This is a genomic window from Phyllobacterium lublinensis (genome assembly GCF_020164435.1).
Classification (GTDB): domain Bacteria; phylum Pseudomonadota; class Alphaproteobacteria; order Rhizobiales; family Rhizobiaceae; genus Phyllobacterium; species Phyllobacterium lublinensis.
In genome coordinates this window covers 143,054-164,589 of record NZ_JAIUDQ010000003.1, presented here as the reverse complement: position 1 = coordinate 164,589, position 21,536 = coordinate 143,054, and the positions used below count along the sequence as shown (strand labels likewise).

General features: G+C 58.7%; 21 protein-coding genes. 3 read left to right on the top strand and 18 right to left on the bottom strand.

The genetic code is table 11. The features are described 5' to 3' along the window. Positions 1-34: 34 nt before the first annotated feature. The 3 genes from K9U38_RS05455 to K9U38_RS05445 all read right to left on the bottom strand — a co-directional run bounded on the left by K9U38_RS05455 (position 35) and on the right by K9U38_RS05445 (position 1,548). Positions 35-262: a F0F1 ATP synthase subunit C gene (locus K9U38_RS05455; RefSeq protein ID WP_008125314.1), complete on the bottom strand. Its 228-nt coding sequence runs from the start codon at positions 260-262 to the stop codon at positions 35-37. A 71-nt stretch (positions 263-333) separates the two neighbouring features. Then, positions 334-1,086: a F0F1 ATP synthase subunit A gene (locus K9U38_RS05450; protein WP_224493328.1), complete on the bottom strand. Its 753-nt coding sequence runs from the start codon at positions 1,084-1,086 to the stop codon at positions 334-336. A 51-nt stretch (positions 1,087-1,137) separates the two neighbouring features. Next, entirely contained in the window at positions 1,138-1,548 is a 411-nt protein-coding gene (locus K9U38_RS05445) for an AtpZ/AtpI family protein (RefSeq protein WP_224493327.1), read from the bottom strand. Between the two features lie 316 nt (positions 1,549-1,864). Here K9U38_RS05445 and K9U38_RS05440 point away from each other — a divergent pair, with 316 nt between their 5' ends. Next, complete coding sequence (locus tag K9U38_RS05440; RefSeq protein ID WP_224493326.1) at positions 1,865-2,449, top strand: carboxymuconolactone decarboxylase family protein; 585 nt, start codon at positions 1,865-1,867, stop codon at positions 2,447-2,449. A 70-nt stretch (positions 2,450-2,519) separates the two neighbouring features. Continuing rightward, positions 2,520-4,262: a cation:proton antiporter domain-containing protein gene (locus K9U38_RS05435; protein WP_224493325.1), complete on the top strand. Its 1,743-nt coding sequence runs from the start codon at positions 2,520-2,522 to the stop codon at positions 4,260-4,262. Positions 4,263-4,604: 342 nt separating this feature from the next. Here K9U38_RS05435 and K9U38_RS05430 read toward each other — a convergent pair whose 3' ends face one another. The 4 genes from K9U38_RS05430 to K9U38_RS05415 form a co-directional block, all read right to left on the bottom strand. Continuing rightward, positions 4,605-5,759 (bottom strand): cell wall hydrolase, encoded by a 1,155-nt coding sequence (locus K9U38_RS05430; protein WP_224493324.1) that lies wholly within the window; start codon positions 5,757-5,759, stop codon positions 4,605-4,607. A gap of 198 nt (positions 5,760-5,957) precedes the next feature. Next, positions 5,958-7,427, bottom strand: coding sequence for a ribosome biogenesis GTPase Der (gene der, locus K9U38_RS05425; RefSeq protein ID WP_224493323.1), 1,470 nt, complete (start codon positions 7,425-7,427; stop codon positions 5,958-5,960). 14 nt (positions 7,428-7,441) lie between these two features. Continuing rightward, positions 7,442-8,122, bottom strand: a complete 681-nt coding sequence (locus K9U38_RS05420; protein ID WP_224493322.1) for a tetratricopeptide repeat protein — start codon at positions 8,120-8,122, stop codon at positions 7,442-7,444. A 134-nt stretch (positions 8,123-8,256) separates the two neighbouring features. After that, entirely contained in the window at positions 8,257-8,838 is a 582-nt protein-coding gene (locus tag K9U38_RS05415; RefSeq protein WP_224493321.1) for an NnrU family protein, read from the bottom strand. Between the two features lie 417 nt (positions 8,839-9,255). On the opposite strand from K9U38_RS05415, the gene K9U38_RS05410 reads away from it, so the two are divergent. Further along, on the top strand, positions 9,256-10,293 hold the full coding sequence (locus tag K9U38_RS05410; RefSeq protein ID WP_224493320.1) for a polysaccharide deacetylase family protein: 1,038 nt from the start codon (positions 9,256-9,258) through the stop codon (positions 10,291-10,293). 206 nt (positions 10,294-10,499) lie between these two features. On the opposite strand, the gene sbmA is transcribed toward K9U38_RS05410, so the two are convergent. The 11 genes from sbmA to katA all read right to left on the bottom strand — a co-directional run bounded on the left by sbmA (position 10,500) and on the right by katA (position 21,510). Continuing rightward, positions 10,500-11,753: a peptide antibiotic transporter SbmA gene (gene sbmA / locus K9U38_RS05405; RefSeq protein ID WP_224493319.1), complete on the bottom strand. Its 1,254-nt coding sequence runs from the start codon at positions 11,751-11,753 to the stop codon at positions 10,500-10,502. A gap of 253 nt (positions 11,754-12,006) precedes the next feature. Beyond that, a complete protein-coding gene (locus K9U38_RS05400; RefSeq protein ID WP_224493318.1) occupies positions 12,007-13,167 on the bottom strand; it encodes a YbfB/YjiJ family MFS transporter in 1,161 nt (386 codons plus the stop codon). Between the two features lie 95 nt (positions 13,168-13,262). Continuing rightward, positions 13,263-13,676 (bottom strand): GFA family protein, encoded by a 414-nt coding sequence (locus K9U38_RS05395; RefSeq protein WP_224493317.1) that lies wholly within the window; start codon positions 13,674-13,676, stop codon positions 13,263-13,265. A 108-nt stretch (positions 13,677-13,784) separates the two neighbouring features. After that, positions 13,785-14,537: a DUF899 domain-containing protein gene (locus K9U38_RS05390; RefSeq protein WP_224493316.1), complete on the bottom strand. Its 753-nt coding sequence runs from the start codon at positions 14,535-14,537 to the stop codon at positions 13,785-13,787. A 67-nt stretch (positions 14,538-14,604) separates the two neighbouring features. Further along, entirely contained in the window at positions 14,605-15,084 is a 480-nt protein-coding gene (locus tag K9U38_RS05385; RefSeq protein ID WP_224493315.1) for an SRPBCC family protein, read from the bottom strand. Continuing rightward, on the bottom strand, positions 15,081-15,410 hold the full coding sequence (locus K9U38_RS05380) for an ArsR/SmtB family transcription factor (RefSeq protein WP_224493314.1): 330 nt from the start codon (positions 15,408-15,410) through the stop codon (positions 15,081-15,083). The genes K9U38_RS05385 and K9U38_RS05380 overlap by 4 nt, the downstream gene beginning before the upstream one ends. Before the next feature lie 257 nt (positions 15,411-15,667). Next, positions 15,668-17,230: a glutamine-hydrolyzing GMP synthase gene (guaA, locus tag K9U38_RS05375; RefSeq protein ID WP_224493313.1), complete on the bottom strand. Its 1,563-nt coding sequence runs from the start codon at positions 17,228-17,230 to the stop codon at positions 15,668-15,670. Between the two features lie 170 nt (positions 17,231-17,400). Then, the gene (locus K9U38_RS05370) at positions 17,401-18,051 is read right to left on the bottom strand and encodes a 5'-methylthioadenosine/S-adenosylhomocysteine nucleosidase (protein ID WP_370631829.1); all 651 of its coding nucleotides are present in this window, start codon (positions 18,049-18,051) and stop codon (positions 17,401-17,403) included. Further along, entirely contained in the window at positions 18,041-18,496 is a 456-nt protein-coding gene (locus tag K9U38_RS05365) for a TspO/MBR family protein (protein ID WP_224493312.1), read from the bottom strand. The genes K9U38_RS05370 and K9U38_RS05365 overlap by 11 nt, the downstream gene beginning before the upstream one ends. A 39-nt stretch (positions 18,497-18,535) precedes the next feature. Beyond that, positions 18,536-19,825: an RsmB/NOP family class I SAM-dependent RNA methyltransferase gene (locus tag K9U38_RS05360; RefSeq protein ID WP_224493311.1), complete on the bottom strand. Its 1,290-nt coding sequence runs from the start codon at positions 19,823-19,825 to the stop codon at positions 18,536-18,538. A gap of 188 nt (positions 19,826-20,013) precedes the next feature. Continuing rightward, positions 20,014-21,510 carry a catalase KatA gene (gene katA, locus K9U38_RS05355; RefSeq protein ID WP_224493310.1) on the bottom strand — a complete coding sequence of 499 codons (1,497 nt, stop codon included), beginning with the start codon at positions 21,508-21,510 and terminating at the stop codon, positions 20,014-20,016. Between the last annotated feature and the right edge of the window lie 26 nt (positions 21,511-21,536).

Here is a 21,536-nt window from a genome sequence, read left to right as displayed (position 1 = left end):
CGCCAGGCGCAGCCAGCATCAGTCACTGTTTGAATTAAACAGCGAAGAGAAGCAGAAGAGCGATGAGCAGCGAGAAGATGCCCAAAGCTTCGGTAACGGCGAAGCCGAATACCAGACGGCCGAACTGGCCATCAGCTGCTGAAGGGTTGCGCAACGCACCGGAGAGATAGCTGCCGAAAATATTGCCGAGGCCGAGGGCCGTTCCGGCCATACCAAAACAGGCGAGACCTGCACCGATGTACTTTGCTGCTACCGGATCCATATTAAACTCCTTTGGATAGAATTCTCATTCATAGATTTACGTTTGGCGGAAACCCGCCGGTGAGGGTTTTCTTAGTGACCGCCGGGATGGACTGCATCATTCAGGTACATGCATGTGAGCACCGTGAAGACGTAGGCCTGAAGGAAAGCCACAAGAAATTCGAGACCGGTCAGAGCGACGGTCATGGCAAGCGGCAGGATCGCGCCGCCAATGCCGATGGCACCGAACGCGCCCAGCGAAGCAACGAAACCTGCAAAGACTTTCAGCGTGATGTGGCCAGCAAGCATGTTGGCGAAAAGACGAACTGAAAGGCTGATCGGACGGGAAAGGAACGAGATGATCTCAATCGGCACCACCAGCAGAAGCAGCGGCGCTGGAACGCCCGAGGGCACAAAGACACCGAGGAACTTGAAACCGTGCTTCATGAAGCCATAGGCGAGCACGGTGCCGATCACGAGAACTGCAAGGGCGAAGGTGACGATGATCTGGCTGGTTACGGTGAAGAAATAGGGGAACATGCCGAGCATGTTGGCGACGAGCACGAACATGAACAGCGAGAAGACAAACGGGAAGAACTTCATCCCGGCATTGCCCGCCGATTCACGCAAGGTTGATGCGACGAATTCGTAGGCCATCTCGGAAACCGACTGCAAACGGGTCGGAATGAGGCCACGATTGGATGAGGTCAAGTAAAGAAATGCCGAGGCCACGCCAACCGTGGCAAGCATGAAGGCCGACGAATTGGTGAAGGATAGATCAATTCCGCCCACATCAATGGGGATCCACTTGTTGATATGGAACTGATGAATCGGATCGTTGGACACTCTAACCTCGTCTCTCTCGTACCATTCCTGGGGCGCACTTGCCGCCAGGACCTATTCCGGTTTGTCGCGGTTGGCCTCTTTGATGGAGGTCACGCCGCGGTTTTCCGCCACACGCCCTGCAGACCGCAGGATATTCAGCGTTCCAGCACAAAAACCAAGGAGAAGCAGAATAATCAGCCCCCAAGGTGAAGTACCCAAAAATCGGTCAGCTAACCAGCCCAACCCCGCACCAGCCAGAACGCCCGCGATGAATTCGCTCGACAGCTTCATGGCCTGCGCGACACCGGAGGCGGTTTCCGTCCCCTTGTCACCGGAGCTGGGCTTTGGCCCCACGCCTTTGGAAACAAGCTTTGCTTCCAGAGAGCGGCGACGGCTGTCCAGCTCATCCGAAGTCGGCATCTTCCCGGCACCCTGCGCTCCTTCGACAGAACCTGACTTGTCGGGTCTTTTCCCCGTGGCCATGGCAATGTCCTTTGCGCGCTGAATGCAGGGCTTCACCCCCGCTTCGAAGTCGCGCGCAACATATTGTTACGCCCCGCGCTAGTCAAGGCGCAGAGAGAAGACTCTCAAGGGTAATTTTCGCTGTAAAATTCAACAAGTTAGCCAAATATGACTTTATGTCTCACCTCTCGGAGCAGGAATCGCCGCCGAATCCGCGAACTTCGGCACCATTCTACCCGTCGCCAATCGCGAACCATCGCCCAATCTTGGCATTCCGAATCCCGGTTCGCGCAGAAATCTGCTAGGTTGGCGCGCGCAAGCTTATTGGGAGAGCAGCATGTTTTTGCGAACGATAGGGGAAGAAGAGGCAACAGGCAGGGTTGCCGAAATCTATGATGCACAGAAATCGCAACATGGATTCGTCATGGCGACCGCACGGTCCTTTACCGCGCGTCCCGATTTCCTGCCGATCTATTCCGATTTCTTCGAAAGGCTTCGTTCAGGATTTTCACTTGGCGCTCGAGAGTGGCGCCTGATCACGCTCATCGCGGCCAAGCACGTGCCGTCGACCTACTGTTCCTATGTCTATGGCAAGCAGCTTGTCGATGATCTGGGCTCAAAGGAGGCAGTTTTGGCTGTCCAGGGTGATTTCCGAAGTGCAGGCCTTCCGGAAAAGGATGTCGAGATGCTGGCATATGCGGAGAAAATCGCCAAAGATGCATCAAAGGTTACCCAGGCCGACATTGACCGGCTGCGATCTGCCGGATTCACTGACCAACAGATCAGCGACATCGCACTTTGTGCTGCTTTCCGCTGTTTCGTCAGCCGGTACTTCGACGCTGTCGGCGCCGGTCCCGAAGACGTCTTCATTGATGATGACGACGCGTTTCGGACAGCGATGACAGTGGGCAGGAAATACTGATAGAAGAAGCGGGACAGGCAGCTTTAAACAACCAACGATATGCTGCCACGGGAATAATTAAGGGACTTACGTGCATCAGGAAGTTGGATTAATCGCAACCGTTGCCCTCGGCTTCGTGTTCGCAGCGGTATTGGGGTATCTGGCGGATCGACTGCGCCTGCCGCCGCTCGTCGGATATCTGGTCGCAGGTATCATGATCGGTTCCTACACCCCTGGCTTCGTCGCCGATGGCGCGCTGGCGGCCCAGCTAGCGGAAATGGGTGTGATCCTTCTCATGTTTGGGGTGGGTCTGCATTTTTCCACGTCCGATCTCCTGGCCGTGCGCGGCATCGCCGTGCCGGGTGCTCTTGGCCGGATCCTTCTGGCGACCTTGCTCGGCATGGGCCTCGCCTCCTGGTGGGGATGGAGCCTCGGCGCGGGTCTTGTCTTTGGACTGAGCCTTTCCGTCGCCAGTACGGTTGTGCTTCTCAAGGCACTTGAGGAACAGAACAAGGTGGACTCCGCCGATGGCAGGGTGGCCATCGGCTGGCTTATCGTCGAAGACCTTGCGATGGTGCTTGCGCTCGTGCTGCTGCCTGCCCTTGCCGGCGTCCTCGGTGGCAATACCGAAGCAGCCTCCGGGCAGCCTGACATACCGATTGCCGTGACGATCGGCATAACCCTGCTGCAGGTGGGAGGGTTCGCCGTCCTGGCGATCGTGTTCGGGCCGCGGGTGGTGCCGTGGATACTGACCCTGGTCGCACGCACCGGCTCACCCGAGCTGTTCAGACTGTCCGTCCTTGCGATTGCGCTTGGCATTGCCTTCGGATCTGCCGAGATCTTCGGCGTATCCTTTGCGCTCGGCGCATTCTTTGCCGGCGTGGTGATGAGCGAATCGCATCTCAGCCACAGGGCGGCCGCCGACTCGCTGCCACTGCAGAATGCATTCTCGGTGCTGTTCTTCGTATCCGTGGGCATGCTGTTCGACCCTTCGATCCTTGTTCGCGATCCCTTTGCCGTGTTGGCGGTCCTGGCGCTCATCATCGTTGCACGTTCGGTGATTGCCTTTTGCATCGTCCTCATGCTGCGATATCCCGTTGGCATGGGCCTCTCCATTGCCGCCGGCCTTGCGCAGATCGGTGAGTTTTCCTTCATACTGGCGGGTCTCGGCGTTTCGCTCGGTCTGTTGCCTCGCGAGGGGCAAGACCTCATTCTGGCCGGGGCAATCCTGTCGATTACGCTGAACCCTCTGGTTCTCCTTGCCGGAGAGGGCCTGCAAAAGAGCATTCGATCAGCCTGGCCGGGACTGTTCCTGCGCTATGGCAAGCGGAACAGTGACAAGCTTGCCCGCGAACTGGCAGTCATCCAGAAACGAAACGAAGAGAGAAATCGGCAGCATCAACTCGAGATGCAGGAATTGATCGAGACTTTTCCGATGTTCGCGCAGGTTGGCGAAGACTCGCAGGAAGAGTTGCTGCTGCTGTTCAGGCCAAAATCGGCGTCGCCGGGCGAACGGGTCGTCAGGGCGGGCGATCGCGGGGATGGCATGTATTTCATCTCTTCCGGAGCCGTCGAGGTCGAACTGGAAGACGAGAACGTTCCGCTCGAAGCAGGCTCATTTTTCGGCGAGATGGCATTGCTCAGCGGCGGACGCCGTACAGCCGACGTCATTGCCGTCGATTTTTGCCAATTCCTTGTCCTCGAACGCCGGGACTTCAATGTCTTCATGGCACGGCACCCGGCGCTGCGCGCCGCGGTCAGCGACATGGCCAAGGAACGGACCGAGATGAACGTATCACGACGCAGGCGCGACCAATCGCTTGATGCCACGTGATCGTTTGATCCCGCACAACCCAGCGTTTCTTGCGGCACCTACAAACCAAACAATAAATAAGCGACAGCGGTTTGAGGGCAAAAGCAGCAAGCACCGAGCCAGCCGGTGCATCGAAGGGATGGCCGCTTCGACCTTTGGGCAAAGGCCCTGCCCTCAACCTCGGAGGTGAACTATGCGGAGATTTCCGTTTAGCGTCACCCTTATGTTGAAGGACCCGGACAGGCTGGCAAGTCTTGCTCCGGGTCCAATTCTTCACATAAGGAACGGGGGGCGGGCGAAAGCTCGTTCTCCACTCCGGGGACAAATATAGCAGTTTTCCGCCGGTTTCCAAGTTGCCGATGATCAGATCCACCCGCCACCATAGGTGCGGTAGAAGATGTGCTGGCCAATCTTGTCGATGCGTTTCATCGTGTGCGCCCAATTCGCCCGCACATAGACCGCATGGTAGTGGGTAGCCGAACCGATTTCGGGGAGGAAGATCCTGCCCGATGTCACCGCCATGGCAATTTCCTGGGCGACCTTCCATTGCTTCGGTTCGGTCACATTCAGCTTGCGGCCCTCGCACGCGAAGGAAAACTGGCAGCGATTGATCCAGTCATTGTTCTGATAGACCACCTTGCAGATGGTCTTCGGATAGGCCGGGTTGCGAACGCGATTAAGGATGACCTGGGCGACAGCGGCCTGGCCCTTGACGCTTTCGCTTCGCGCCTCAAAATAAATGCCTGTCGCCAGGCATTTCTGTTCTTCCTTGGTGAAAACAACTGGGGGCAACGGCGTCGCCAGCCAGTTGTGATCGCCCTTGCCGAGTTGCGGAATGAACCGGCCGCCCGACTCCTTGGGCTCGTTCAGGATCGAATCGAAAGGCGACGTCTTGGAATAGTCCGGTGCGGCCGGCGCATAGCCCAGGGCAAGTATGTCCGGCTGATCATTGTTGACCAGGCTCGCCAGCATGGGCGGAAGGTCATCCTTTGCCTTCTCCGGAACGCGCTTGTGGAAGGCAAGCGCAATCTCGATTTCCTTGCCCGCGATTTTCGGCTTGGCAAAGGCCATCTCGACCTCGACACCGTGGCTCGGGCGGATCAGCATGCTGGATCGCTGCAGGATCGAGCCGGCGCTGAACGCCTTGGGCGGCGCCTTCTTGCTGACGGAGACAATGCGGCCCTGCTTTTCAGAACGGTTGATCCGGTCTTCGTCGGGTGTCGCGTCCGGCGATTTCTGCGATCCATTGATCGCGATGGCGCCGATGCCGGGTGCCTGGACGCCGCTGGCGGGCACACCGGCTGTGATCGCCGTTTCATCGACGAAGGACATGTTGGCCTTCTGGATCGAGCCAGCCGGTGATTTTTCCAGATAGGAAGTCCAGCGTCCCTGACCGGATTCGGAGCCCGACAGAAGGCTCGCCATGTCCTGGTAGGCGGTCGTCGTCGGTGAAAGCAAGAAGATCGCAGCGCCGATAATCAATGGACCCGCAAGCTGCCGATTGGTCCGGTTCTTCATTCGTGAGGTCGATGCCCGCAAAAACCCAGAGAAACGCACGCCGATACCCCACTCACAACCGAACAATTCTGGTCGTAAAAATGAAGCATTAACCTTGATGGAGAGTTAACAAGGACGCGAGAAATTGAACAGCTGCGGCTCATGGCAGGCGTGCACGCCCGGGCGTGCTTCGACGGATTCAGCATAGGGAACGTTATATTACCGCTTCTTCCTGGCCCGGCCCGCGAAGGGGTTATCGGAGGTACGCAGGACAACGCGGATGGGAACGCCCGGCATGTCGAACGTCTCACGCAAACCGTTGGACAGGTAGCGCACATAGGAAGTCGGGAATGCCTCCGGACGCGAGCAGGAGATGACGAAGCCCGGCGGGCGCGTCTTGACCTGCGTGATATACTTGATCTTGAGGCGGCGTCCGGCAACGGCGGGCGGCGGATGGTGCGTGATCACGCCTTCCATCCAGCGGTTGAGGCGGCCCGTCGAGATGCGGCGGTTCCAGACCTCGTCGGTGGTGGCGACAGCTGCCATCAGCTTGTCGATGCCCTGGTTGCGCTCGCCTGAAATCGGTACGGCCCTGATACCCCTGATCTGCGGCAGGAGCCGTTCGGTCTTTTCGCGCAGGTCGGCAAGCACCATCTGGCGGTTTTCGACCAGATCCCACTTGTTGAAGGCGATGATCGGTGCGCGCCCTTCGCGGATGATCAGATCGGCGATCTGCAAATCCTGCTTCTCGAACGGGATCGTCGCATCAAGCACGATGATGACCACTTCGGCAAAACGGATGGCGCGGAGCGCATCGCCTACGGAGAGCTTCTCCAGCTTGCCCTGGACCTTGGATTTGCGGCGCAGACCGGCTGTGTCGAACAGCTTGATCTTGCGACCTTTCCACTCCCAGTCAACCGAGATGGAGTCGCGCGTGATACCGGCTTCGGGGCCGGTCAGCAGTCGGTCCTCGCCAACCATCGTATTGACCAGCGTCGACTTGCCGGCGTTCGGACGCCCGACGATGGCAATACGCAGCGGCTTCGACGAATCGTAGGCGGGAACGTCCTCGGCATCCGGATCATCGATATCGTCACCGATAAGATCGTCCATGGGGCGCGGCGCAGCCGGTATGGTCACAGTGGCGACGTCGTCCGCGCCGGGCTTCACATGCTCGTCAGGAAAGACGCGCTCCTCACCCATCGCCTCGACGATGGCGTCGCGCAGATCGGGAAAGCCCTGGCCATGTTCGGCGGAGATCGGACAAGGCTCGCCAAGGCCAAGCTGATAGGAATCGTACATGCCGGATTCAGCACCGCGGGCTTCGGCCTTGTTGGCCACCAGGATGACAGGCTTGCCCGAACGGCGAACGAGGTCAGCAAAGGTAACATCCGTCGGCGTTATGCCTGCCTTGGCGTCGACGATGAAGAGAATGAGGTCTGCTTCGCCGATGGCGGCTTCCGTCTGGGCGCGCATGCGTCCCTCGAGTGACGCGCTGTCGACCTCTTCGAGACCGGCAGTGTCGATCACATCGAATTTCAGGTCGTACAGCTTGGCTGCATGGACGCGGCGATCGCGGGTAACGCCGGGCAGGTCGTCCACGAGTGCGATCTTGCGGCCGACGAGCCGGTTGAACAGCGTGGACTTTCCGACATTCGGACGGCCGACAATCGCAAGGGTAAAGCTCATCAGCTGATTATCCTTCAACCGGCAGCGGCAGCGGGTGCTGCGCCGGTGCTCTTGAGCATGTCGAGCATCGTGTCGGCAAACTGGCGGACATTGGCTGGCGCGGTCTGGTCATCCGATATCTGCTGGAAGAGCTTCAAGGCGTCCGCACCGCGGCCGGCCTTCCAGGCAGCAAGACCAAGCGCTTCACGGGCCGAATGACGCATGGGATTGTTGTCTGACGAAAGCGCCTCGACGCGGCTCGCCACATCATCATAGGAGCCGGTATCGATCAGGATGAATGCAGCACGCAGCTTGGCGATGTCGCGAATGGCCTGCGGAACCGAAGTATCGGCAGCAACCTTGTCGAAGGCAGCCACGGCGCCGGCAAGGTCACCCTTCTGAGAGATCACCCCTGCCGCACGCATGCGCGCCAGCACAGGGTAGGCGCCGTAGCCTTCCTTTTCCAGCGTCTCCAGCGTTTTCAGCGCCTCGTCGTTCTTGCCGTCGCGAACGAGATTGAGCGCGGCGAGAAACTGGTCGCCTGACTGCGACGCCTGCTTTTCCGTCCAGTACTCGTAGAAAGCGAAGACGCCGGTGCCGACGACAATGGCAACAACAGCACCAATGAGCAGCGATCCGTAGCGGTTCCAGATCGCCTTCACCTTGTCGGAACGAAGTTCCTCATTCACCTCACGGAAAAAGCCGTCGTCAGTCATAGTGCCTCGTGCATGGCCTTGCGCCATCAGATCAATTGATAAAACGCGGCGCAGCTTGTGCCGCCCGCGCAAAGAGTTCACGCGCTTTTAGTCGGAAAACTTACGAGATGTAAGACCCAACGTGAAAATAGGCGTTACATCGGCGATACGCCAATCAAAAGCTCATGCAATTTCCACACGAACAGACCGTAGAGCACCAGCCCGATGACAATGGCGATGACATCGTTGGATGCCGGTCCCGGCACGATATAGGGTGCGGCAAGGCCCGCCCGTTCCTGCCGCTTGATGGCGATGCGATCGACAACGGCCCAGGCGAGGAAAGAGAGAAACAGGATCAACGAGGCGAGGTCGCCATTGGCAAGAAGGTGCGCCAGCGCCCAGGTCTTGATGGCTATGAGCATCGGGTGCTTCAGCGCCGGTTTCATCTTGCCTGGCTTGGCGATGTAAACGCCAAGGAATATGAAGGCGAACAGCATCAACAGTTCGGTGATATGCTTCATCCATGCCGGCGGTTCATAAAGGATAGGTGCATCGGGACGGGCAATACCATAGCCCCAGACGATTAGAACAAAGCCGACAAGCGAGACGACCGAGTAAAGGCCCTTCCACGCATTATCGCCCCACTGCTCCATCTTGGCGAGACGCCACTCCGGGGCGACAATCCGAACCGAGTGAACTCCAAGAAATATAATGATCCCGAGAATCAGTACCAGCATGGCCGCCCTCCTCAATGCTGGCGCGACGATAGACCCATGCGCCGCGTGTTAGAAGGCAGAAGGCTTGCGGTGGATCGACGCGTCCGATCATCGCCACAATTCACCTGTAGCGACTCGGCTTCACTTCCCCGGCCCGCGGACAGGTCGTGAACTCATAAATCTGGTGAGAAATGGTATGAGATCATCTGTTCGGATAGGAGGAGCAAAGGCGAAGGAAATGTTTATCCATTTTCAAGTCCTTTGCGACAAAGTAGCCGGGCAGATGACCCATATCCTCCGGACGCCGAAACGGCGGCAAGCTGCAGTGTCGAGCTGCTCGGCCGGGGGAAATACCCCGCCCTTCGCATCTCTGCTCGCATCTTCTTGCCGTTTCAGGCGCCATTTTCATCAGATTTATGAGTTAACGACATAATCATCATGCGTTCGATTTGCTCAATTCTCGCAGCAACCCTTGCTCTGTCGCAGGTCTCGCCTGCGTTCGCGAATAGCGCGACAGAGCTGCGGGGGTCGATCGGTGAGAAGCCGCAATATGTACTGATCTCCTTCGACAATTCCGGCAGCAATGCGCTTTGGGACCGAAGCAGGGCGCTTGCGCAGCGTTCCAACGCCAGGTTCACTTATTTCCTTTCCTGCGTATTCCTGATCAACCGGGACGACCGCAAAGCCTATCAGGCACCCGGTGAAGCACCCGGTCGATCGAATATCGGTTTTGCTACCTCGAAGGAGGATATTGCCAAGCGCCTGGACAATATCTGGCGCGCCCGCAATGAGGGCAACGAGATTGCCAGCCATGCCTGCGGTCATTTTGATGGCAAGGCGTGGTCAAAGGCCGATTGGGACCGCGAGCTGACCACCTACAGCCGGGTGTTGAGCGAGGCGTGGAGTAGATATGGCAGCAATCCCGAACCGGAGGGCTGGAAAGCGTTCGTCCGGCAAGAAATCCGCGGCTTTCGCGCGCCCTATCTTTCAGAAAACCCGGCTCTGCTGGCAGCGCTGAAAAAGAACGGCTATGTCTTTGATGGAAGCGGCGTTTCAAAGGGCCCTGCCCTGCCGCTGCACTCAAACGGGCTCTATCAGTTCGGTCTGCCGACCATCAGCGAAGGCCCGCAAAACCGGCCTGTCATCGCGATGGACTATAATCTGTTCGTTCGCCACTCCGGCGGTTTCGAGCGCACCGATCATCAGGGCGAGTTCGAGAACCGCGCCTATGCTGCATTCAAGGGCGCGTTCGAGCGGCAATATGAGGGCCAGCGTATCCCGTTCCAGATCGGCCTGCATTTTACCTTGATGAACGGCGATGCCTATTGGCGGGCATTGGAACGCTTTACCGCGGAGGTTTGCACGAAGCCGGATGTGCGTTGCACGACCTACAGCGACTATTTGCGGGAAACTGGCGCCGTGACGCCGGTTGCCGGTGTCGAGCCGAGCCAGCCGGTAACAAGCGGCGGCATGTGAGGCCAGCACCTGCGCTTCGTGAAATCACCCCCACCCGCAGCTTCGCTGCGCCCCCCATCAAAGGGGGAGGTGAGGATGCCACTACAGGTCCACCCTCCCCGTAGATGGGGAGGGTCGGACCGAAGGTCCGGGTGGAGCATACATTCCCATTGCGGACAATAGTATGAGAACACGGGCGGCGGCATGAAACCGCCGCCCGTTGAACATCAAATCTCTTCAGATTGTGTCTGCAGATAACGCTGGTCGATTTCCGGCAAGGGCTCGTCGTAGATGACCGCCTCGAAGGCCCGAAGGCGCTTGTAGATCGACATCAGCTCGACGATGGTCGGCCACGAGTTGACCAGAAACTGGAATGAAGACGTTACCTGCGAGAATGCGTTGGAAATCTGGTTGAGCAGACCCAGTGTAATTGTGCCCGCAATGATCGAGGGAACCATCAACACCAGTGCAAAGATATTGTTGGTCTGCAGATAGAGATACCGGACCACATTGAAATAGACATAGTGGAAATAGAGCCGGAAATAATTGCGGCGAACATTGTCGAAAAGTTCTCTTACCGTCGGTGGCTGTGCACGATCTTCATGATCTTCGCCGTACACAAGTTCCTTGCGATAGGCGGCTTCGACGCGCTGGTTGCGGAACTGAAGACCGGGCAATTTCATGCCCACAACGGCCAGAACAACAGTACCAAATACCGCCCAACAGATGGCAGCAATGACAAGAGGTTGCGAAACGGGACCGAGGATCGGCAATTCAGTGATGTGTGTTGAAAGACGGATCAAAAGTGGCATGAAGGCGATCAATGTCATGATCGAGTCGATGAATGCGGTTCCGAGCCCTTCAACGATGGTGGAGAACCGCATCGTGTCTTCTTGAACACGCTGCGAAGCACCCTCGATATGCCGCAACTTGGGCCAGTTGGCCATGTAATGTTCGTTCATTGCCGTCCGCCACCGGAACACGTAGTGACTGACCAGGAAAACCGTCAAGGCACTTACTGTCACCGCCACCAGAGCGATGCCAAGAAAAGTGGCAATTTCCCCGTATAGCGCAGCGGTGCTCGATACGTTCTGCTTGGACAAAATACCCTGAATCAAATCCCAGAATGGTCCATACCAGTCATTGATGGCGACACTCACCTGAACCTGGAAATAGGTAATGAACAAAATGAGGGCCGAACCCAGGATCGACCATAATTGCCAGCGATGCGGCGAGTAGACGAACCAGAACCCGGCGAAAATGAGCGAGACGAGTGCGAAATAAATATAGAACCAGATGAACGGTTTGGACCAGAAGCTGGAAATGCCGATGATTGGCGGTGCATCCGGTGCGGCTGGTGGCATTCCGAACGAGGCACCCAAATTTCGTCCTGCATAGAACCAGAACAGCACAGCCGCTATCGACCAAAGCACCGCTGAAATAAAGAAGAGCTTCGGTTTGGGGAAAAATGAGACAAACACGGTGGTAGATTCCTCGTTGAAAAATCGCATCTCAGAGTTGATCTGCGTTGAAATGCTACATCACGAATAGGGCAAAGCATGAACCGCAGCAATTAAATTGCTGTAATGTTTGGAGCCAACTGCGGGGCCTGCCGCGCGTGGTTCGACGGGGCTCACCATGAGGGCTGTGGGTTCATTGCAGCGAGGTATGAAATGCACGTCCGAAGACTGTCGTTGCGATCCACCAGTTCCTGATGGTGTGCCGCGTCGGTACTTACCCTTGCTGGCGGCCGGCCGAAAAGGCGAACATCGATGCTACAACAAGGCTCGCCGCCGCAAGGAGCGTGGCAAAAGTGAAATCACCGGTGATGTTGGCGAGGTAACCTGCAGCCAACGGACCAATGATCTGGCCAATGCCGAAAGCCGCAGTCATGACCGCCATGACCCGGCGGGGAGAGTGCGGAAGCAGGACCCGTCCCGCCTGGAAACCGAATGCGGTGATGACGATGAACGTCAATCCGAGCAGGATACCGCCGAGCAACGGCCCGGCCGGAGATGGGAGGACAACACTGGCAGCCACGCCAACCGCCTGTACTGCGCAGCCGAGCGCCAGCGCAACGAATGGCCCGACCCGTCGCAGGAGGGGCGTCCACAACCATACGGAAACCGCACCGCAAGCCCCAGTGACGAGCCAGACCAGAGCTTCCATCCAGGTTCCGCCATTGCTGGAGCGCACGATCGCGATGATGAAGGTTGCCGTGATGATGTAGCCAAAGCCGAATATGCCGTAGGCGATGTTGATCTTGACAAAGGCCGAGGTCCAGCTGACCGGCGGCTCGGCTTCGGAAGTGCCAGTGCGCACAGGTCCCTGCCTGATCAAGGTCAAGACCACGAGAAGTCCGAGGGCCGACAGTATCGCGGCGGCTACCCAGTTCTCCCGCCAGCCATAGCCGCCGGCGGAACTGAATGCGACGAGCAGCGAGGAAAGGGCTATGCCAGTGCCGACGCCGCCAAAGTGCACGGCCTGCAAATCCTGGCGATTGGCCGCCGCGAGGTGACTGAAGACGATCGTTGCGGTGAATACCAGCATGAATGCGCTCGCCACCCCGGCAAAAAACCTGACGATGGAGAACATGACAACGCCGTCGCTGATGCTCATGGCGAGGCACAGGGCCGCGCTTGCACCAATCGACATATACACCAGCGGCCGTTCGATGCCCGATGCCCAGCCAAAACCCGCAATGACCGCGCCCAGCAGATAGCCGACATAATTGGCCGAGGCGATGATGCCCGCATCGCCGGGCGTAAGGCCAAGTTCGGTCATCATGCCGGGCAGGATCGGCGTGAAAATGAATCGGCCGATACCCATGCCGATGGCCATGGCGACGAGACCGCCCAGGGCAAGCCGGACAGGAGTGGAGCTGGGAGGACGCATGCGGCGGACAATATCGCCGCCCGGTGCAGTGACAAGCCAATAAATTTGATCGGTTGGTTATTTTGAGTGATCGTTGGCCTGGATTGCGCTCGCCTCTACATCGACGGCATCTTGTCGAAATGCGGCAGGGCCGGATCGGTTTTGTCCCAGTCGTAACCACGAATGCGGTATGTCACCATTTGCGGCTTGTACAGGTGCGGATCGTCGAGGCTCGCCGCGTGCACAGTGAAGAGGTTCGGCATGCCAGCAAACGTCAGATAGACCGGTGCCCCACAGGCCGGACAGAAGGCATGCGATTTGGTGTTGCCGCTCTCGCCGGCGACATTCCATTGCTTGGCTTCGCCATCGAGCTTCACATCGGCATCCACGAAGGTCAGGTAGGAACCATGACCGGTGCCGCTGCGCCGCTGACAGTCGCGGCATTGGCAGTCATTCATGATCACCTGTTCGGCAGAGATTTCGTAATGGATCGCGCCGCAGGCGCAGCCGCCGGTATATGTCTTGCTCATGCTATCTCTCCTGTGCTGACCCCTTCGGGGTTGCGACTTTCCTCCAGCGGCGGGTGCAGTTGCCTGCCGCAATGCAAATCCGAGCATGCCTTGGCTGAAACGGGACGCTCAACCTTTGTCGTATTCGTCGTGGCGGCGCCACCAGATGCCATCCTCGTTGCGGCCCCGGGGTGCGCGGTCGAACCACTGATACATGGCCCAGATTCCGTCCACACCGCGCGCATAGGCGGAATAGGTGTGGTAGACGGCGCCGTCGTCGAGCACGAAGGCGCTGATCCCCGGCCTCTCGCGCGCATAGGTGTCGGGATCGGTCCCTGACATGGCCGCAAAGGCGGCATCCCCTGCCGGGGCGGCGTCCAGTTTCGGTTCCCGCACGTAGTTGTATTCGATGCCCTCGCGTTGTTGCTCCAATGTGAACGACGTATGGAAATCGAAATTGAAGTCGCTGCCGGCCGAGGATGCCCAGGGAAAGGTCCAGTCCAGGCGCTGCTTGTAGGCCTGCAGCTTGGCCAAGGGTGCGCGGGACACTGCCGTAAAGGCGACATCGTGGTTCTGCAGATGGACGACGATGCCATTGAACCCGTCGGCAATCGCCGAGCAGGACGGACATCCGGCCTTGTAGTCAGGGCCGAACATGAAGTGATACATGAGGAGCTGCGAGCGCCCGCCGAAGAGGTCCTTGAGCGACGCGCTTCCTTCATCGGTGTCGAACCGGTAATCCTTGTCGATACGCACCCATGGCAGTTCCTGCCGCCGCCGGGCGACCTCGTCACTACGCCGCGTCAGTTCCTTCTCTTCCTTCAGCAGCGCCAGCCGGGCCGCAAGCCACTCGTCGCGTGTGCCGGTGATGTGGTTGGTCATTGCTTTTCTCCTTCGTGTCGTTGGATCCCCCGAAAGATCTTCGCATGTGACTGTGAGGGTCAGGCCCTCAATGCTTCTTTGATGAACCCTGTTCCGCGGCAATCGCGTCGAGGTTGTGGACGACCTTCTTCCAGCCATCGCTCATGTTCCGGAAGGCAGTCTCGTTCTTCGGCAGTACGAAGCCGGAATGGACGAGACGAAGGCGGGTGCCGTTTGCCACTCGCGAAAGCATGAAGGCGACCACGGTGTCGAGCTTCGAGCCATAACCGTCGTTGCTCTCGTGTCCGCCTTTCCAGGCATAGACGAAACGTTCGTTCGGAACGACTTCCAGAACCCGGCAATGAATGACCCCATCCCAGGCGCCCGCCGGCGTCGTCTGAAACGTGAAGTCCTGGCCCTCCACGGGTGCGAAGCCTGTCGGTTCCATGATCCAGCGGGCCATCAGTTCGCCGCTCGTCAGTGTCATCCAGATCGTCTCCGGCGCATGCGGAAAGATTTCATCGACGACAATGTCCTGCGTTTGGAATTTCAATGCGGCGTCGTTCATGGATCGATCTCCTTCAAAAGGCTACGGAGACTGGAAAACCGTTCGCGCCAGAAGACGCCGTAGTGGCTCATCCAGTCAAAAAGCGGCTCAAGTCCTTGAGGATCGGCACGGTAATAGACCTTGCGGCCATCGGGCCGTTCGGCGACGAGCCCGGCTTGTTTCAGTGATTTGAGGTGCTGGGAGATGGCCCCCTGCGTCACACCACTGCCCCGGGTCAGTTCGACCACGGTGATCTCCTCGGCGTTCGCCACCCGCTCGAACAGCGCCCGCCGCGTGGGATCGGCAAGTGCGCGCATGACAGTGGTAATGGATGCAGCTTCGATCATGAACAATCATTAGCTTCCACTAATTCATTAGTCAATGCTAATTGTTCAACTGAACAGGAGTCACCGCCCGGACGGAGACCGGCGGGGTGGGTCTGGCAGCTCAATGGCGGTAACTGACAATAAGAAGGATTTCGTCGGAGCTGAGATCGTCAATCCCATGCGCGCAGCGATCTAATGCAGCGCCGGCCCAACCAATGTGTGGGGGATATGACGGCTGAGCCCCATGGCCAATCCGGATACCCTCGGATTGGCCTGAATCACTCCCACTCGATGGTGCCGGGTGGCTTCGAGGTGACGTCATAGACGACACGGTTGATGCCCTTGACCTCGTTGATGATGCGCGTTGCTGCCTGGCCGAGGAAACTCATGTCGTAGTGATAGAAGTCGGCAGTCATGCCGTCGACCGACGTCACCGCCCGCAGGGCACAGACGAACTCATAGGTGCGGCCATCGCCCATGACGCCAACGGTCTGCACGGGCAGAAGCACGGCAAAGGCCTGCCAGATGACGTCGTAGAGCCCGGCCTTGCGGATCTCGTCGAGATAGACCGCATCGGCCTCACGCAGGATTTCCAGTTTTTCGCGCGTAATGCCGCCCGGGCAGCGGATTGCAAGACCCGGCCCCGGGAAAGGATGGCGGCCGATGAAATGGTCCGGCAATCCGAGTTCCTTGCCGAGAACGCGAACCTCGTCCTTGAAGAGCTCGCGCAGCGGCTCCACGAGCTTCATGTTCATGCGTTCCGGCAGACCGCCGACATTATGGTGCGACTTGATGGTTACCGACGGACCGCCGGTGAAGGAAACGCTCTCGATCACATCGGGATAAAGCGTGCCCTGTGCTAGGAAATCGGCACCACCGAGCTTTTTCGCTTCTTCCTCAAAGACTTCGATGAAGAGCCTGCCAATCGTCTTGCGCTTTTTCTCAGGATCGGATTCGCCCTCAAGTGCACCGATGAAGCGTTCGGAGGCATCGACGAGGATGAGCGGCAAATTGTAGTGTTCGCGGAACATCTTGACGACCTCTGCGGCCTCGTTCTTGCGCATCAGGCCGTGGTCGACGAGGATACAGGTCAGCTGATCGCCAACCGCCTCGTGGATAAGCAGCGCAGCCACCGACGAATCGACCCCGCCGGAAAGTGCGCAGATAACCTTCTTGTCGCCGACCTGCTTGCGGATGGCATTTATGGCCTGCTCGCGATAGGCGGACATCGTCCAGTCGCCCTTGATGCCGGCAATGCGGTGGACGAAATTTTCAAGGAGCTTGGCCCCGTCGGGCGTGTGCACCACTTCCGGATGGAACTGCACGGCGTAGTACTTGCGCGCTTCATCGGCAATCGCCGCAAAGGGGGCGCCGGTGGATGTGCCGACAACCTTGAAACCCTCGGGGATTTCGACGACGCGATCGCCGTGGCTCATCCACACCTGATGCCGTGTGCCCTTGGCCCAGACACCGTCGAACAGCGCGCAATCTTCCTGGATGTCCAGGAAGGCGCGGCCGAACTCGCGATGATGACCGCCTTCGACCTTGCCGCCAAGCTGGGCGCACATGGTCTGTTCGCCATAGCAAATGCCGAGAACCGGAATATCGGATTCGAAGACTTCCTGCGGTGCGCGGGGACTGCCGATATCGACGGTCGAATGCGGGCTGCCGGAAAGAATGACCGCCTTTGGCTTGATGCGGCGGAAAGCCTCATCAGCGGATTGGAACGGGACGATCTCGGAATAGACACCGGCTTCGCGCACGCGGCGGGCAATCAGCTGCGTAACCTGGCTGCCGAAATCGACGATGAGGACTGTATCGGGATGAGTGGGCGTGTTCATGGCGGGCCTTTAAAGCAAATGTCGAGTCGGCGCAATGGGTTACCGCAAGTGACTGAAAAAGTGATTCCGTTGGTTCACAGAATGGATGAAGCACTCCATTGCTATTGGCGGATCGAACGTTCAAGGGTGGTCACCACCCATTTGTTCAAGCTGATGGCCTTGCATAAAATTCAGATTGAAATTGTCCTGTCTGCGATCGCTGCGGCCATTGCCTCGACAGCGACTGCCAGCTTCTCATCGATCACATGCAGATATTGCGTCCAGTCGCTCAAGTGGCGCAGTTCGGCGGCGCCATCCGAAATGCCGCGCAGGCCGATGAGCGGCAATTCGAAACGCTGGCAGGCCCGAAGTACGGCGAAGGTCTCCATCTCGACCATGTCGGCGTCAATCAGCTCATAAGCCTTGCCGGAAACAATATTTGCACCGGTCGAGAGCGACGCTTCCTTGACGCCGGGGATCCGGTGGCGCAGCGGCACCGTAACCGGAATGTCGAGGAAGGGTGTTGCGCCCTTCTTGAAACCGAGGGCCGACGCATCCATGTCGCGGTAGGAAACACTGGTAACCTGATAGACTTCCGCCTGCTCCAAGGTTCGCGACCCCGCCGATCCCAGCGATACGACGAGATCCGGGAGCGAGCGGTTGGCGGCTAGGCTGGCGAGTGTGGCCGACACGCTTACGGCCGCTTCCACGGGCCCGACGCCGGTGACCAGGGGCGTGAATAGCCGCTGCAGATGCGGCCCGTATTCCGCATCCACTGCCATCGCAAAGAGTACGCGTTTGCCGGCGAGCGGCGTCAGGTAAGCCAACATGTCATCCTGCATTGAGCATCCAGAGTGAAGCGTTGAGGAGCGTCGCAAACGCTACCCACAAGAGATAAGGCAGGAACAGTAGCGCCGATGTCTGTTCGGATTTCCAGCTTGCCAGGATGAAGCCGAGAATAGCCAGAAGCAGAAGCACAATGACCACCAGGGCCAGCCCCATCTGCTGCAGGCCAAAGAAAGTCGGCGACCAGAGGAAATTAAGGACCAGCTGCGCCCACCAGAACTGCTGCGGAGCAGTAAGCTCGTGGTCCCATACCCGCCAGCCGGCAATGGCGATGAGAATGTAGAGGACCGTCCACACTGGCGCGAACACCCAATTCGGCGGGTTGAAAGAGGGCTTGACCAGCCCGGCGTACCATTCACCCGGCAAGGTGAGATAACCTATGGCGAGACCACCGCCGACAACCAATACGAGAAACAACAGAAGCGCCTGCGAACGGGACATGCGTGACCTCTCTTCGGTTAAGCTGTCCTTTTTGTATCGTTATTTTTCGCGCCTGAGAACCGAAATGAAGAAGCCATCTGTGGATGTCGACAGAGGGGAGAGAACCGCGGTTTCATCCTTGAACAGCGGCTTGTATTCCGATGTTGCCGATACGGCTTGATCCCACAAGGGCTGCGTGTCAACTCTGCTGTATCCGTCGTTCGACTGCAGAAAGGCGCTGACCTGCTTGCCGTTTTCCGGCGCGAACAGCGAGCAGGTGATGTAGACCAGTCGGCCGCCGGGCTTCACATAGGCCTTTGCAGCGTCGAGCACTTGACGTTGTTCGACCTCACGGCGTTCGAGCTGCTGGTCACTGAGGCGCCACTTGGCATCCGGACGGCGCCGCCATGTGCCCGATCCGGTGCAAGGCGCATCGACGAGAACGAGGTCCATCTGGCCTTCGAGGGCGGCAAGGTCCGCAACATTGGCATGGGCCTGCGCATTGCGTACGCCTGCGCGCTTCAGCCGGTCGAAGATGGGGGCGAGCCGGGCACGCTCCGCATCATATGCATGGATCTGGCCCTTGTTGCCCATTTCGGCGGCCAGGGCGAGCGTCTTGCCCCCGGCACCGGCACAATAGTCGAGCACCTGTTCGCCGGCCTTGGCGCCGCTGAGCTTGGCCGCCAGTTGCGAGCCAAGATCCTGTACTTCAAAGAGGCCGCGTTGGAACGCAGGTTCTGCCTGCACATTTGGATGGCGCCCCATGGCGCGCAACGGCGGCACGCGCACGGCCGTTTCCAACAGGGGTGCCGGACCGGCGCCCGCGCGCGCAAGCTCCTTCAACACCTTTTCCCGATCCGCTTTCAGCGTATTCACCCGCAGATCGACCGGGGGGCGATCGCTGAGCGCGGCGGCTTCGGCTACCCATGTACCATTGAAAATGTCCTGGAAATGCGGAACGCACCACTCCGGCACATCAGCACGAACGTGGTCGGGTGCCTCGGCCAGATCCCGCGATGCCCAGATGGCCAGCCGCTCGGCCTCCAGCGGTTCGGGCGCAAACTTGTCGCCATCCAGCGCCATGTTGATATCTTCAATGGCGAGTTCCGCATCCGACAGCAGGACGCCAAAGGCGATGTGGCGGGCAGCGTCGCTGTCCATGCGCCAGCCAAGCGAAAGTTTCCGCCGCAGGGCGTCGTAGACGATATTGCCAATGACCGCGCGGTCACCCGCGCCAGCAAAACGATGCGACAGGCCCCAGTCCTTCAGTGCATCCGAAGCTGGCCGCTTGCGGTTTTCAATATCATCGAGAACTTCGATTGCCGCCTGCAGGCGTCCACCAAGTCGCATGAGCATTCCTTTTTTACTATTGTGGGCTTCGCATACATGGCCACGACAATAAAGGAAAGCCGGAGCATCAAGCCCCGGCTTTCTTAATGTCAGTAGCAGCAGCGATTTTCGCTTTGCTCCGTCTTTCTGGGCGAGCCACTCGTCTCGCCCGCCTTCAGACCCCACGCGGGGATAGTAAACGCCTTAGATTATTCGGCAGCGGCGTTCTTCTCTTCATTGGAGATCGCATTGGCTTCATAGCCATGCGCTTCCTTCAATGCAGCGCGCACGCCAGCTTCATAGGCGGGGTGCACCCGCTTGAAGTGTGCCAGCTGCCGTTCGATGATCTCTCCCGGTACGCCGCCCATGGCCGCAGCAATGTTGGAGAACAAACGTGACCGTTGGGCGGCATCGAACAGATTGAACAGCGCCGTTACCTGACCATAGTCGTCATTGCCGATACGATGGTTGTAGCGATCCGCGGCGCCGGAGACGGGCAGCGGCGGCTCTTTTGCCGATGGCTGTTCGACGGCACCCGAGAAGCTGTTCGGCTCGTAATAGGCGTCGACATTGCCGGTCTTCTGGCCGAAGAAATTCATCTGGCCGTCCTTGTGGTAGTGATGGACCGGGCATTTGGGTGCGTTCACCGGAAGCGCCTCATAGTGGGTACCGAGGCGATACCGGTGTGCGTCCGCGTAGGAGAACACGCGCGCCTGCAGCATCTTGTCCGGCGAATGGCCGATACCGGGCACAATATTGGACGGCGAGAAGGCTGCCTGCTCGATTTCGGCAAAATAGTTGTCGGCGTTGCGGTTGAGTTCCATGACACCGATCTCGATGGGCGGGAACTCGCCATGCGGCCAGACCTTGGTCAGGTCGAAGGGGTTGTAGGAGGTCTGTTGCGCCTGCGCTTCGGTCATGATCTGGACCTGGACGGTCCATTTGGGGAACTGACCTTTCTCGATACCGCCGAACAATTCTTCCTGGTAGGATTCGCGGGTCTTGCCGATGAGGCTTTCGGCCTCGGCATTGGTGTAGAACTTGTGGCCCTGCTGGGTCTTGAAGTGGAACTTGACCCAGAAGCGCTCGCCGCTGTCATTCCAGAAGGAATAGGTGTGCGAACCATAGCCGTTCATGTACATCGGGGCGACTGGCAGGCCGCGATCCGACATGAGGATGGTGACCTGATGCAGGCTTTCGGGCGACAGCGACCAGAAATCCCACATGGCAGTTGCGGAGCGCATGTTAGTGCGCGGATGGCGCTTCTGCGTGTGGATGAAATCGGGGAACTTCAGCGGATCGCGCACGAAGAAGACTGGCGTGTTGTTGCCAACGAGATCCCAATTGCCTTCGCTGGTGTAGAACTTGATCGCGAAACCACGTACGTCGCGTTCCGCGTCGGCGGCGCCGAGCTCACCGGCGACAGTGGAAAAGCGCAGGAGAAGTGGGGTTTCCGCGCCGGGTTGCAAGGCTTTCGCCTTGGTGTAGCGCGAGATGTCTCCGGTGATCTTCAGCGTGCCGAATGCACCCCAGCCCTTGGCGTGGACGACGCGCTCGGGGATGCGCTCGCGATTCTGGTGAGCCAGCTTTTCCAGAAGCTGGTAGTCCTGCATCAGGACGGGGCCGCGCTCGCCAGCGGTGATACTGTTCTGGTTGTCTGATACCGGCGCACCGGCAGTTGTCGTCAATGTCGGACGGTCAGCCATTGGCTCTCCCCTTCTGATCTCGTGTT

Coding starts and splice junctions, on each gene's coding strand:
- K9U38_RS05455 (WP_008125314.1), bottom strand. CDS start 262: ATGGATCCGGTAGCAGCAAAGTACATCGGTGCAGGTCTCGCCTGTTTT.
- K9U38_RS05445 (WP_224493327.1), bottom strand. CDS start 1,548: ATGGCCACGGGGAAAAGACCCGACAAGTCAGGTTCTGTCGAAGGAGCG.
- K9U38_RS05440 (WP_224493326.1), top strand. CDS start 1,865: ATGTTTTTGCGAACGATAGGGGAAGAAGAGGCAACAGGCAGGGTTGCC.
- K9U38_RS05430 (WP_224493324.1), bottom strand. CDS start 5,759: ATGAAGAACCGGACCAATCGGCAGCTTGCGGGTCCATTGATTATCGGC.
- der (WP_224493323.1), bottom strand. CDS start 7,427: ATGAGCTTTACCCTTGCGATTGTCGGCCGTCCGAATGTCGGAAAGTCC.
- K9U38_RS05420 (WP_224493322.1), bottom strand. CDS start 8,122: ATGACTGACGACGGCTTTTTCCGTGAGGTGAATGAGGAACTTCGTTCC.
- K9U38_RS05415 (WP_224493321.1), bottom strand. CDS start 8,838: ATGCTGGTACTGATTCTCGGGATCATTATATTTCTTGGAGTTCACTCG.
- K9U38_RS05410 (WP_224493320.1), top strand. CDS start 9,256: ATGCGTTCGATTTGCTCAATTCTCGCAGCAACCCTTGCTCTGTCGCAG.
- K9U38_RS05400 (WP_224493318.1), bottom strand. CDS start 13,167: ATGCGTCCTCCCAGCTCCACTCCTGTCCGGCTTGCCCTGGGCGGTCTC.
- K9U38_RS05395 (WP_224493317.1), bottom strand. CDS start 13,676: ATGAGCAAGACATATACCGGCGGCTGCGCCTGCGGCGCGATCCATTAC.
- K9U38_RS05390 (WP_224493316.1), bottom strand. CDS start 14,537: ATGACCAACCACATCACCGGCACACGCGACGAGTGGCTTGCGGCCCGG.
- K9U38_RS05385 (WP_224493315.1), bottom strand. CDS start 15,084: ATGAACGACGCCGCATTGAAATTCCAAACGCAGGACATTGTCGTCGAT.
- K9U38_RS05380 (WP_224493314.1), bottom strand. CDS start 15,410: ATGATCGAAGCTGCATCCATTACCACTGTCATGCGCGCACTTGCCGAT.
- guaA (WP_224493313.1), bottom strand. CDS start 17,230: ATGAACACGCCCACTCATCCCGATACAGTCCTCATCGTCGATTTCGGC.
- K9U38_RS05370 (WP_370631829.1), bottom strand. CDS start 18,051: ATGCAGGATGACATGTTGGCTTACCTGACGCCGCTCGCCGGCAAACGC.
- K9U38_RS05365 (WP_224493312.1), bottom strand. CDS start 18,496: ATGTCCCGTTCGCAGGCGCTTCTGTTGTTTCTCGTATTGGTTGTCGGC.
- K9U38_RS05360 (WP_224493311.1), bottom strand. CDS start 19,825: ATGCGACTTGGTGGACGCCTGCAGGCGGCAATCGAAGTTCTCGATGAT.
- katA (WP_224493310.1), bottom strand. CDS start 21,510: ATGGCTGACCGTCCGACATTGACGACAACTGCCGGTGCGCCGGTATCA.